This is a genomic window from Aliidiomarina minuta, assembly GCF_003987145.1.
In the GTDB taxonomy this organism is placed as follows: Bacteria; Pseudomonadota; Gammaproteobacteria; order Enterobacterales; family Alteromonadaceae; genus Aliidiomarina; species Aliidiomarina minuta.
Genome location: NZ_PIPL01000001.1, coordinates 1,890,651 through 1,902,549, shown reverse-complemented (window position 1 = coordinate 1,902,549; position 11,899 = coordinate 1,890,651). Strand labels below are relative to the sequence as shown.

Genomic DNA, 11,899 nt, shown 5'->3' with positions numbered 1-11,899 from the left:
AGAATTACCGGGCAGTGCCAGGGCGCTGCTCGGTTTTATCTATCCATTCAACAAACAACATACTACCTTGCTGATCAACCACCCGTATGGGTTTACCATGGGTGATTAAGCGTTTGTCTCCAACCGCTGTTGCCGACCATATCTGACCATCAATACGTACTTGCCCCTGAGGGTTCAGGTTTTCCACCACCTGGCCACTGAGTCCTTTGACGTCGCGGTCGCTGGGTTTACGATTGCGCCAGGCGTCACGAGCCATAACCAGTACAATAAAGGCCACGGACAGCAGTCCTAAAATGGCTACAGAAATAATGATATTCATAGGTAACTCCACGCCAGGTACCGTGCCATCGTACAACATCAGTGAACCCGCCACCAAAGCGATGACGCCACCGACACCTATGACTCCGAAGCTGGGTACAAATGCCTCCACTACAATTAAGATAGCGCCCACTATGATGAGCAGCAGGCCGACCACATTAATGGGTAGGATCTGTAATGAAAAAGCCGCCAGCAGCAGGCAAATTACGCCGGTGATACCGGGAAACAGTGCTCCCGGGCTCATCAGTTCAAAAATAATACCGTATACGCCGACTAATAACAGCAGATAGGCAAACTGAGGGTTGGTGATTACAGATAAAATCTGATTACGCCAGTCGGCATCATAGTCGCGCACACTGAGTCCTTCGGTGGCTAGTACCTGTGTGCCCTCAGACATCACCACTTCGCGGCCATCAGCTTGGTGCAGCAGGCTTTCGACACTGCTGGCCAGGAAGTCAGCGACGTTCATCTCTTCGGCTTCGCGCGCAGTCAGGGTGGCGGCATCACGCACCGCTTCTTCTGCCCAGTCGGCATTGCGGCCATGACGTTCCGCCAGGTTTCTGATATAGGCAATGGCGTCGTTCAGTACTTTGCGTTCCATGGCGCTACCGTCACGACGCTCCAGTTCACGTTCCTGATCTCTCTCTTGCTCTTCCTGAGTGTGCTGCTCACTGACATCCGCTGACATTTGCACCGGTGTGGCAGCTCCCAGGTGAGTCGCCGGGGCCATAGCCACTACATGGCTGGCAAAGGCGATATAAGTGCCGGCACTGGCTGCTCTGGCGCCATCCGGGGCTACCCAGGTAATCACCGGAACTTCCGATTCAAGAATCAGGCTGATGATATCGCGGGTCGAGGACACCAGGCCGCCTGGGGTGTCTATCTGAATGATATGAACCTGAGCATTCTGTTCTGCAGCATTTTGCATGGATCGGCGTAAATAATCTGTCGTTGCCGGCGTGATAGGACCCTCTACCTGCATGCGGGCAGCATGCGGCTGGCTGGCCTGCAGTTGACTGAAAGTTAGCAGCGCAAGGCCGGAGATAATGAGCAGCAGGTAACTGCAACGAAACCACTTGATCATAAAAAGGACCGTCCGTAATTGAGGGCAGGCAAGCCATGATGACTGGCTATGCTCTGGCCGATGTCCGCAAAGGTTTCACGACGCCCCAGTTCAGCAGGTGAAAGCCCGGGCCCATAACAGATAACGGGTACGTACTCGCGGGTATGATCACTGCCTGGGAAGCTGGGGTCGCAGCCATGGTCGGCGGTAATAAAAACCCGATCGCCGTCTAGCAGTAGCGCGTCCAGTTCAGGCAGACGTTTATCGAATTCGTTAAGTGCCTGGGCATAACCTGGGATATCCCGGCGATGGCCATACTGGCTGTCGAAGTCGACAAAATTGGTAAATATCAGGCTGTTATCGCCAGCTTCTCTGAATGCTTGTAGCGTTGCGTCAAATAAAGCCTGGTTACCGTCCGCTTTGATTTTCCGGGTAATGCCCTGATGCGCATAAATATCGGCAATTTTACCTACACTGACAACTTCGCCTCCGGCTGCTTTTAAGGCATCCAGTACTGTAGGGGCAGGGGGCAATACCGAATAATCCCGTCGGTTGCCGGTGCGTTTGAAAGTGGTTGCACTGTCACCGATAAAGGGTCGGGCAATGACCCGGCCGACGTTTAGCTGCATTTCGTCGAGCAAGGCCCGGCAGTCTTCACACAGAGCCAACAGGCGCTCTACACCAAAGTGTTCCTCATGAGCGGCTATTTGCACAACACTGTCGGCTGAAGTGTAAATGATAGGCTGGCCGCTGCTACAGTGGGTTTCGCCCAACTGTTCTAAAATAGTGGTGCCTGAAGCATGGCATTCGCCCAGTACACCAGGCAAATCATTGCGCTGCACAAGGGCGTCAATAAAAGTATCAGGGAAGCAGTGCGGCTGTTCAGGAAAATAATGCCAGTCAAACAAAACCGGTACCCCGGCCATTTCCCAGTGGCCGCTGGGCGTGTCTTTACCATGGCTTATTTCCTGGGCGTATCCATAGCGGGCATCTATGCTGCCTGCATAATTAAGCCCTTTGGGGTGTTCGCCGCTGGCTTGTTCGGCCAGTTTAGCCAGCCCACGGCGTTCCAGGTTGGGCAGGTTAAGTTCCGCCTGGCGGGCAATGCTCGCTAGTGTATTGGCGCCGCTGTCACCGAACTGTTCAGCATCTGCACTGGCACCAACACCGAAGGAATCCATCATCAGAATAATAGTGCGTGCCATACAGTGCCTCTTAGTTAATAGCTCTTAGTTAACCGTTCTTAGTTAACCGTTCTTAGTTAACAGTAAGTCCGGCCGCTTGTTCCGGGTTGATAGTTTTATAGACCACGGTTTGCTGGCCGGGTTTCTCCTTGCCGAGCGTAAGGCTGTTCAGCAGTTGTTCGGATGCTTTTTCAGCACTGGCTTGATCCCGTGCATGTACCATCGCCAGCGGTTCTCCCGCTTCAATACGGTCACCTACCGCAGGAAGCTGGCTCAGCCCGACCGCATGGTCGACAGGAGCCGCGGGGTCAGTACGGCCGCCGCCCAGTTCAACCACAACCAGACCTAAATCACGGGTTTGCACTTCCTGTAAATAACCGCTGTGGGCACTGTGAACAGGCAGTATAACCGGCGCTACCGGCATGCTGCGCATCGGCTTTTCAATAAAGTCAGTCGGGCCTCCCAGTGCCGCCACCATCTTAGCAAAACGTTCTGCCGCGGCACCACTGTCGAGAGCCTTTTGCAGGGCCTGGGTAGCTTCGTTCTGATTTTTTGCCAGGCCAGTCAGTAGCAGCATTTGCGAACAAAGCGCCATGGTGACCTCATGTAAACGCGGATTACGCCGTTTACCGGTCAGGTAATCCACAGCTTCAACCATTTCCAGTGCGTTTCCGGCACTGCTGCCCAATGCCTGGTTCATGTCGGTAATAGTTGCCGACGTGCGCACACCCGCCTGGTTAGCGACTTTAGTAATGCTTTCGGCCAGCGCATTGGCATCCTCATAGGTTGCCATAAAAGCACCGTTGCCGGATTTTACATCCATGGCCAGCGCTGACAGTCCTGCGGCCAGTTTTTTAGATAGAATGGAGGCGGTAATCAAAGGGATTGAATCCACGGTGGCGGTGACGTCTCTGATACCATAGAAACGTTTGTCTGCGGGCGCAAGATCACCGGTCTGGCCAATAATGGCTACGCCAACCTCTTTGACAACATCGCGCAGGGTCTGCATATCGGGGCTGGTACTGTAGCCCTGAATGCTTTCAAATTTATCTAAAGTACCACCGGTGTGTCCCAGTCCACGGCCGGAGATCATCGGCACGTAACCTCCACAGGCTGCTACCATAGGACCTAACATCAGGCTGACCATATCACTGACGCCACCGGTGGAATGTTTATCGACCACAGGGCCTGGCAGGTTAAGGCTGTCCCAGTTCATGACACTGCCAGAGTGCATCATATGCTGGGTCAAAGCGACGCGTTCAGACAGGTTCATGCCATTGAAATACACCGCCATTGCAAATGCGGCCACCTGGCCGTCGGTGACTGTGTTGCTGGTGATGCCTTTGACAAAAAATTCTATCTGCTGGTCGCTGAGGGTTTTGCCGTCGCGCTTAGCGCGGATAATTTCCTGAGGAAGCATGATTTAATATCCCTCGCTGTCGGGCTGAGTGTCGCTACCTTGCAAAATATTTTTCAAGCTGGTTAATAAAGAGCTGGCGCCAAAACGGAAATAGCCAGGAGTTAAACGCTCTTCGCCGACGGTATCGGTAACCAGTTTAAAATAAGTTTGCACATCATCCAGGTTCTTAATGCCACCGGCGGGTTTGAAACCGACAGCGCGCGGTTGTGCGGCAATGGCTTGCAGCATCAGTTCAGCAGACTGAGGTGTAGCATTAACAGCCACTTTACCGGTAGAGGTCTTGATAAAATCGGCACCGGCTAAAATAGCCAGCTCGCTGGCTTTAGTGATGGCAGTGGAGCTTTTTAGCTCACCGGTTTCGAGAATAACTTTGAGCTGAGCCTTATTGTTACACTCGCTTTTACAGGCGGCTATTAAGCTTGCTGCTACTTTTTCTTCACCGTCGAGAAAAGCCTGATAAGGAAATACCAGGTCGACTTCGTCGGCACCGTAAGCAATACAGGCCCGGGTTTCTTTTACCGCAATATCAATGTCTGACTGACCATGAGGGAAGTTGGCAACGGTGGCCAGGCGAACCTGATAGAAACCAAGCTGGTCCAGCTGCTGGCGAGCAAAAGGAACAAAACGGGGATAAATGCATAGCGCGGCTACAGAATGAGGGGTGCCCTGGGTGTCTGTCACTACAGCCTGTTCGCAGAGTGTGCGAATGCTGTGTTGGTTGTCATCGTCATTGAGGCTGGTTAAGTCCAACAGGCTGATGGCCTTTGCCGCTAGAGCTTGCTGTTCTGCTGAAACATGTGACATATCAGGATTCCTTATTACTGGGCGGAGTCAGATGCTCGGGACCAAAAGATAAAGGTAGCAGCTCGTTAATATTAAGGGAACGGCGCACGCCTTCCGGGCCGCAGATATGCACCTGGGTGTGCTCGTCGGCAAATTCACGAATGCGCTGACGGCAACCTCCGCAGGGCGAAACCAATGCATCCCCGTTGCCCATCACATAAATATCTTTAATGCGTCGTTCGCCAGCCAATACCATAGCTGAGATGGCGCCCGCTTCTGCGCATATTCCTTCTGGGTAAGCTGCATTTTCGACGTTACAGGCACTAAACACCTTACCGTTTTCGCTGAGTATGGCTGCGCCTACGGGAAAACCTGAATAGGGCGAATAGGACATGGCCATCGCTTCTTTCGCGAGATTAAATAAGTCGACCGCAGCTGCTGATTTTTTCAAAGCGAATATCCGAAGCTATTTAAAAAGGGCAGTTAGTCTACCGAACTTTATCTATTGCGGCTAACCAAACTGAGCGTAGTTTGTCGCGTTGTTCAGAACTTATCTCAGGTTTAAAGGTTTTATCTACTTTATGCAGTTCACTGATGTCGCTCAGCTTTTTAAACATGCCGCTTTGCAACCCAGCCAGAAAAGCAGCACCAAACGAAGTCGCCTCACTGATAGCGGCGCGTTCAATCGGACATCCGGTAATGTCGGCCAGAGCCTGTAAAAACCAGTCATTTTCGGTCATGCCACCATCGACTCTCAGCGCCTCGACCTTCTGTCCGTCGTTATGCATGGCGTGCACTAAATCCAGACTCTGATAGGCAACACTGCGCAGCGCCGCAGCTGCCAGGTGTTCGCGCGAGGTGTCACGGGTCATGCCAAGGATGGCGGCACGGGCATCCGGGTCCCAGTAAGGCGCCCCTAAGCCGGTAAATGCAGGAACCATGATCTCGCTTTGCTCATAACCGATGTCTTCTGCCAGAGCCTCACTTTCCGCGGCCTCTTCTAACATACCAAGGGAATCACGCAGCCACTGAATAATAGCCCCAGCCATAAAGATACTGCCCTCAAGGGCATAATAAGCCTCACCATCGAGCTGATAGGCCAGAGTGCTTAACAGTCGATTGTCTGAGCGAATGATGTCCTGACCCGTATTCAGCAGCGCAAAACAGCCGGTGCCATAGGTGCTTTTTAACATACCTGCCTCGATGCAGGCCTGGCCAATCAGAGCGCCCTGTTGGTCGCCGACCATGGCACAAATGGGCACTTCAGCGCCTAACCATTCCTTATCGGTGTAACCAAAGTCGCTGGTATTGTCGCGAATCTCAGGTAGCAGTGAGGCCGGAATATTCAATTTTTCTAACAGTTCGCCGTCCCACTCCCGCGTTTCCAGATTCATCATCAGTGTGCGTGAAGCATTAGAAGCGTCAGTTGCGTGGACTTTACCTTTAGTGAAACGCCACAACAGGTAACTGTCTACAGTACCAAAGCAAAGCTCGCCATCTTCAGCCCGTTCACGGGCACCTTCCACATTGTCTAACAGCCATGCGAGCTTAGTACCGGAGAAGTAGGGATCCAGTAGCAGTCCGGTGCGTTTTTGGAAGAAAGGCTCCAGATCCTTATCTTTGAGTTGCTGGCAATAATCAGCGGTGCGACGGTCCTGCCAGACGATGGCCTTATGTAAGACTTCACCGTTTTTACGATCCCACAACAAGGTGGTTTCACGTTGATTGGTAATGCCAATACCACCGAGCGCAGAGGCTTCAATCTCGGCTTCTTTAATGGCTTCTCGGCAACTGTGCAGCGTGGTTTCCCAGATATCCTCGGGATCATGTTCTACCCAGCCGTTGTTCGGAAAGTGCTGTTTGAACTCTTTGCCCTGTTGCGCAAGTGGCTGAAGTTTTTCGTTATATATAACGGCGCGACTGGACGTGGTTCCCTGATCAATAGCGAGCAGGTACTTCTGCTGTTTCGACATTTAAAAATAACTCCCTGAGCGGTTTCGGTTTGCTAATGCCATAGCCTTGAGCATAATCGACACCTAGCCTGGCAAGCTTTTCACAAAGTTCTGCGTCTTCAACAAATTCAGCGACGGTTTTTAACTGCATAGTAGCAGCGACCTGACAAATTGCATTAACAATGCTCTCATCGACATTGTTTTCTGCTAGTTGTCGAATAAACACGCCATCGATTTTTAATTCGTCAAAGCGAAACTGCCGCAGGTATTCAAATGAGGCGAGGCCGGTTCCAAAGTCATCCAATGAGACTCTGCAGCCAAGCTGATGAATGGCGATAATGAATTCGGTAGCGCGTTGTTTGCTGCGAATAGCTTCCGTCTCCGTAATTTCAAAAGTGATTTTATGAGCAGGAATCGAGAAATTAGTTAATTGTCGGGCAATATAGTTAGCGAGTTCTGGATCAGAAAGCGAAGCGCCAGACAAGTTAATAGCGCATTTCTGAATATGCCGCAGACGTTTTCTGTTCGCCGCCAGGAAACCAAGGCTATGTTTAATAACCCAGCGGTCCAGCGCAGGCATCAGACCGAAAGCCTCTGCTGCAGGTATGAAATAGGCCGGGCTTAGCAGTTCTTTATTTTCATCCCGCATACGCACCAGAACCTCAAAGCTAATACCTTCATGGTTTTTTTTAATACCTCGAATTTCCTGAGCGAACAGCTCGAGCTGATTTTTTTCTATGGCTTCTTTAAGCAGACCAAAACGGTGTAGCAAGGTGTAATGGTTTGCGGCACTGGCTTTAGGATCTGCCACCCATTGGATACTGACCGTTTTTTGCTGGGCCTGTTTCAGTGCCTGTACGGCAACGCTGATATATTGTTGAGCACTGTGAAGTTGTCCATTAACCGGTGTTACACCAATAGCTATGCGCAGATCGGTGGACATACCCGCTTCATCAACAGGCCTGCTCAAAGCATGGTATATGTGCTGAATAGTATCGCAGGCCTGGGCTTTTGTAACATTAGGTAGCAATACCACATAACGTCCTTCGCTGAGCCTCGCTATGACGGCGTTATCATGTGCAAACTGTTGCAGTTGCTGGGTTAGTACGCTTTCTATGGTAATAGCCCCGTCCATGGCTAAGAGTTCTTTAATGATATGCATATCAGTAAGGCTGATATAAGCCAGCCAATGGCTACCGTTGTGGTGTTGTTGCAGGGTATTCTCAATAGCTTCGTACAGGCCCCGGTCATTGGCAAGTCCCGTGCGATAGTCCTGATAGGCCTGACGTCTGAATCTCTCTAGTAATATATGACGCTGATGATTAATGTTGGCGACTATTTGCGCCATCACCACCAGAATACCAACCTGCAACAGAACTCTCAGTAAATCGGTAATGTCGTCAATGGGGGGCCGGCCAGCCCACTGATGAATAGAGAAAACAACAAAAATAATAGCAAAGCTGGGTATGATGAAATCCAGGCTGGGTGAGCTGCCTTCAGTAGCAAACCAGTACACCAACGGGAAAAGTGCCAGCGCCAGAACATGGGCATAGCGGTTATTGCCAATTTGGCCGAGAACGACACTAGCAACAATGACCAGAATCACAATACTGCCCCAGATCATGAAGCGGTGGCGACTGAAGTCCTTTTTCAATCCTTGCAGGCTGAGCTGGGGACGATGCAGTACAAGAAAGAATAATGGGGCGAACAAAATGACGCCGAGTGCTTCGAGTATCCAGTACACCAGCCATATATTCTGCAATTGGAAGTCCGTTGCAGTGGGTACGGCAAGTGCGTATCCAGCGGCCCCTATCAGGGAAGAAATGCCACTGCCGATTATGGCGCCCTTAAAATATAAGTTGGGTAGGTAGTGGAGCGGAGAGAGTGTTCCCTGTTTTGCTGCAGAGTGCTTACCGCTGCTAATCAGATAACTGGCTACACAGCTGCCAATCGCCAGTCCAACGGCGCCCGTCAGAGCCAGCAACCAGGGTTCCTTTTGCAATGCAATTGACCAGATAAGCATGCTCGGAAGCAGCACCCAAAGCGAACGTTTACCTAAAGCGAGCACAGCACCAAGGAATATGCCGGAGGCCGGCCAGATAGCCGAAAACTCAACTTCCGATACAGTCAGCAAGCGAGAGGCTGCTGATAACCCCAACGTAGTGGCAATCAGAAACAACCATTGCCACAGAGGAATGTTGAGGTAAGGACGAAAAAGGACAGCCGTATTTGTTTGCATAATAATAAAATTAAAAAGCGGTGGAAGTTAAAACGATCGAAAAGAACGAAAGGTTCACCGCTATTTGATTATTATTTGTCGATTAGGCGAGTTTTTGTAAAGGGCTTTGCCATTTTCTTGCCAGGCCCTTAGCATTAGCTTTGTTGTCTACCTGAAAATTCACATGGCCTAACTTACGCCCTGCGCGAGGAGCCTTTCCGTACCAGTAAGGGTCCGCGCAGGCGTCCTGCCACAGTTCTTCAGCTATAGAAGAGCTGCCGATAACATTCACCATCAGGGTAGGTGTCGTTGCGAGTTGTTTGGGATAGGGCGTATTGGTAAGACTGCGTATATGCAGATCAAACTGATCGCAGTTACAGCCGCTTAAACTCCAGTGGCCAGAGTTATGGACTCGCGGAGCTACTTCGTTGACCAGCAAACGGGCTTCATTTCCTTCGCCAACGACAAAGAATTCAATGGCCAGCGTGCCTACGTAACTTAATTCGTCGGTTAAGCGTTGAAAAGCCTGTTCTGCCTGTTGTTGCAGGTGCGCTGGTAGCTGGCTAAGCCCAGCCAGGGTATAACTCAGTATGCCCTGAGTATGCACATTTTCCACGAGGGGATAGCAGCAGGTAGTGCCTGCGGCATTACGAGCACCCACTAAAGAGACCTCGCATTCAAAGGGAATCATATTTTCAACGATACCCGGTTGCTGACCGGCTCCCTGTAAAATTTGTGCGGTGTCATCGCCCGGTTGATAGCGCCACTGGCTGCGACCATCATAACCACCTTGAGCGGCTTTAATGACAACCGCTTGCTGAGTATCGGCAAGCAACTGAGCCAGTTCATCACGGGTTTGAAAAGCAGACCAGGGCGACGTGACAATGCCAAGATCATCGCACAGCTGCTTTTCCAGCTGACGATCGGTCAGCATTAGTATTTTATCCGTAGGCGATAAAAACTTGTCAGCGCATATTTGCACATGCGCTGGCGCTAATTGTTCATGCTCCCAACTGATCACATCGGCCCAGTCTGCAGCCTGCTGCAAACTCATTGGCAGTGCTTCATAAGCGGCGACCGGCATAACCTGATCCGTTTTGGTATCGACCAGCAGACAGGCGTGACCATAATGTACTGCAGAACGGCCAAGCATTTGCCCTAGCTGACCGTTACCCAGGATCAGAATATTCACTTTGGTAACTCCAGAGAAGAATTCGAGAGTACTTTGTCTCGTTGCGTGGCGCGGAAAGCTTTCACTTTTTCGGCAATTTCAGGCTGCTGTGTGGCTAGTACCTGAGCGGCCAGAAGGCCGGCGTTAGCGGCTCCGGCTTCACCGATCGCTAGTGTGCCAACAGCAACGCCTTTCGGCATTTGTACGATAGAAAGTAAGCTGTCCATACCTTTCAGGTGCTTGCTTTGCACCGGAACGCCAAAGACAGGTAACCAGGTGTAGGCTGCCAGCATGCCGGGCAGGTGAGCGGCACCGCCGGCTCCGGCGATAATCACCTTGATATCGCCCTGCTCAGCTTCCCGCATGGTTTTTTCCAGTAAATCCGGAGTACGATGAGCGGAAACCACACGGGCTTCCCATTGTACGCCCAGATCTTCAAGCATACTGGCTGCGTGTTGCATTACTGGCCAGTCAGACGTCGAACCCATCAGAATCAAAACAGATGCCATGGATGTTGCCTCGCTTTAGCGCATGCTGCGCTTTTCGTTGGGATTTGAAAAGCGCAGCATGGTAGCAGATTATTTGCACAAAAGCATCGCTTATTGGTCTTTAGGCTGTTCTCCGGCGAACTTATCGACCCACAGCGCAATGGCACCGTCACCAGTTACGTTACAGGCAGTACCCAAGCTATCCTGCGCCATGTAGAGAGCAATCATCAGGGCTACGGCGGCTTCGCCAAAACCCAGCATGCTGGTTAGTAAGCCTAAGGCTGACATGACAGCCCCGCCAGGAACGCCTGGAGCCGCTAGCATGACCACCCCAAGCATCAGAATGAAGGGCAGTATTTCGGTGAAACTGGGAATGGCCAGGCCCTGACTCATGGTCATGACTGCAATTGCACAAGTGGTAATGGTAATAATAGAACCTGACAAATGAGTGGTGGCGCATAAAGGCACGGTAAAGTTGGCTATATGTTTACGTACGCCGTTGTTCCTGGTGGCCTGCAGCGAGACCGGAATAGTCGCTGCACTGGACATGGTTCCCAGCGCGGTAAAATAAGCTGGGAGCATGTTTTTTATCAGGAGCAGAGGCGAACTACCCAGCGCCAGTCCGGTTGCCACGAAAATGGCGGTAAGCCATAACCAGTGCATGGCTACGGCCATTACCAGAATAATACCAAAGGTCTGCAGAGTATCGAATACGGTACCGGTTAAGGCCAATTCAGCGAAAACTCCGGCGATATAGAAAGGTAGCAACGGAATAATCACTTTACTCAGTAAAAGCTCAATAATATTGCGGCCTTCATCAGTGACGCTCTTTAACCCTTTAGCTTGCAGAGCAGAGATACCAATACCAAAAATAAAGGCGGTAGCCAGCGCTGTCATAACACTTAATAGAGGTGGAATTTCCAGCTCCAGAAAGGCTGTTAGTGGAAGCGCGCCGTTAGCACTTACTTCTGCCGCGCTGCCTGTGAGCTGTGGTACTATGGCTGAGGTTATAAAATATGCTAATAAACCAGCTACAATAGTAGATCCGTAGGCCATGCCCAGAGTACGGCTCAGTAAGTGACCGGATTTTTGCGGTAAGTTGGCGATGCCACTGGTAATGAAAAACAGAATAAGCAATGGAATGGTAAAGGTCAGTAGCTCACCGAATAGCCCTTTAAAGGTTAATAAAAGGCGATTAACCCATTCCGGGGCCCACAATCCAATAAGAATACCAGCCAGGATGCCGGCGATTAGTTTTAGAATTAGTTTCATAGCACGTTCATTCGTTAGCAAAGTTGAGCG

10 protein-coding genes are annotated in these 11,899 nt (G+C 51.0%); all 10 read right to left on the bottom strand.

The window, feature by feature from the left end:
• Positions 1-4 precede the first annotated feature (4 nt).
• Positions 5-1,402, bottom strand: coding sequence for an NfeD family protein (locus CWE09_RS09180; protein WP_126803663.1), 1,398 nt, complete (start codon positions 1,400-1,402; stop codon positions 5-7).
• The gene (locus CWE09_RS09175; RefSeq protein WP_126803662.1) at positions 1,399-2,586 is read right to left on the bottom strand and encodes a phosphopentomutase; all 1,188 of its coding nucleotides are present in this window, start codon (positions 2,584-2,586) and stop codon (positions 1,399-1,401) included. The genes CWE09_RS09180 and CWE09_RS09175 overlap by 4 nt, the downstream gene beginning before the upstream one ends.
• A 52-nt stretch (positions 2,587-2,638) precedes the next feature.
• Entirely contained in the window at positions 2,639-3,988 is a 1,350-nt protein-coding gene (gene deoA / locus CWE09_RS09170) for a thymidine phosphorylase (RefSeq protein WP_126803661.1), read from the bottom strand.
• Positions 3,989-4,789, bottom strand: a complete 801-nt coding sequence (deoC, locus tag CWE09_RS09165; protein ID WP_126803660.1) for a deoxyribose-phosphate aldolase — start codon at positions 4,787-4,789, stop codon at positions 3,989-3,991.
• Position 4,790: 1 nt separating this feature from the next.
• A complete protein-coding gene (locus tag CWE09_RS09160; protein WP_241974329.1) occupies positions 4,791-5,219 on the bottom strand; it encodes a cytidine deaminase in 429 nt (142 codons plus the stop codon).
• Positions 5,220-5,256: 37 nt separating this feature from the next.
• On the bottom strand, positions 5,257-6,741 hold the full coding sequence (gene glpK / locus CWE09_RS09155; protein ID WP_126803659.1) for a glycerol kinase GlpK: 1,485 nt from the start codon (positions 6,739-6,741) through the stop codon (positions 5,257-5,259).
• Complete coding sequence (locus CWE09_RS09150) at positions 6,707-8,959, bottom strand: sensor domain-containing phosphodiesterase (protein WP_126803658.1); 2,253 nt, start codon at positions 8,957-8,959, stop codon at positions 6,707-6,709. The genes glpK and CWE09_RS09150 overlap by 35 nt, the downstream gene beginning before the upstream one ends.
• A gap of 82 nt (positions 8,960-9,041) precedes the next feature.
• Entirely contained in the window at positions 9,042-10,130 is a 1,089-nt protein-coding gene (locus tag CWE09_RS09145) for an ATP-grasp domain-containing protein (RefSeq protein ID WP_126803657.1), read from the bottom strand.
• Positions 10,127-10,618 (bottom strand): 5-(carboxyamino)imidazole ribonucleotide mutase, encoded by a 492-nt coding sequence (gene purE, locus CWE09_RS09140; RefSeq protein ID WP_126803656.1) that lies wholly within the window; start codon positions 10,616-10,618, stop codon positions 10,127-10,129. Before purE ends, CWE09_RS09145 begins: the two co-directional genes overlap by 4 nt.
• Before the next feature lie 90 nt (positions 10,619-10,708).
• Complete coding sequence (locus tag CWE09_RS09135; RefSeq protein WP_126803655.1) at positions 10,709-11,869, bottom strand: dicarboxylate/amino acid:cation symporter; 1,161 nt, start codon at positions 11,867-11,869, stop codon at positions 10,709-10,711.
• Positions 11,870-11,899: the final 30 nt, after the last annotated feature.

Coding starts and splice junctions, on each gene's coding strand:
- CWE09_RS09180 (WP_126803663.1), bottom strand. CDS start 1,402: ATGATCAAGTGGTTTCGTTGCAGTTACCTGCTGCTCATTATCTCCGGC.
- CWE09_RS09135 (WP_126803655.1), bottom strand. CDS start 11,869: ATGAAACTAATTCTAAAACTAATCGCCGGCATCCTGGCTGGTATTCTT.
- glpK (WP_126803659.1), bottom strand. CDS start 6,741: ATGTCGAAACAGCAGAAGTACCTGCTCGCTATTGATCAGGGAACCACG.
- deoC (WP_126803660.1), bottom strand. CDS start 4,789: ATGTCACATGTTTCAGCAGAACAGCAAGCTCTAGCGGCAAAGGCCATC.
- CWE09_RS09175 (WP_126803662.1), bottom strand. CDS start 2,586: ATGGCACGCACTATTATTCTGATGATGGATTCCTTCGGTGTTGGTGCC.
- purE (WP_126803656.1), bottom strand. CDS start 10,618: ATGGCATCTGTTTTGATTCTGATGGGTTCGACGTCTGACTGGCCAGTA.
- CWE09_RS09150 (WP_126803658.1), bottom strand. CDS start 8,959: ATGCAAACAAATACGGCTGTCCTTTTTCGTCCTTACCTCAACATTCCT.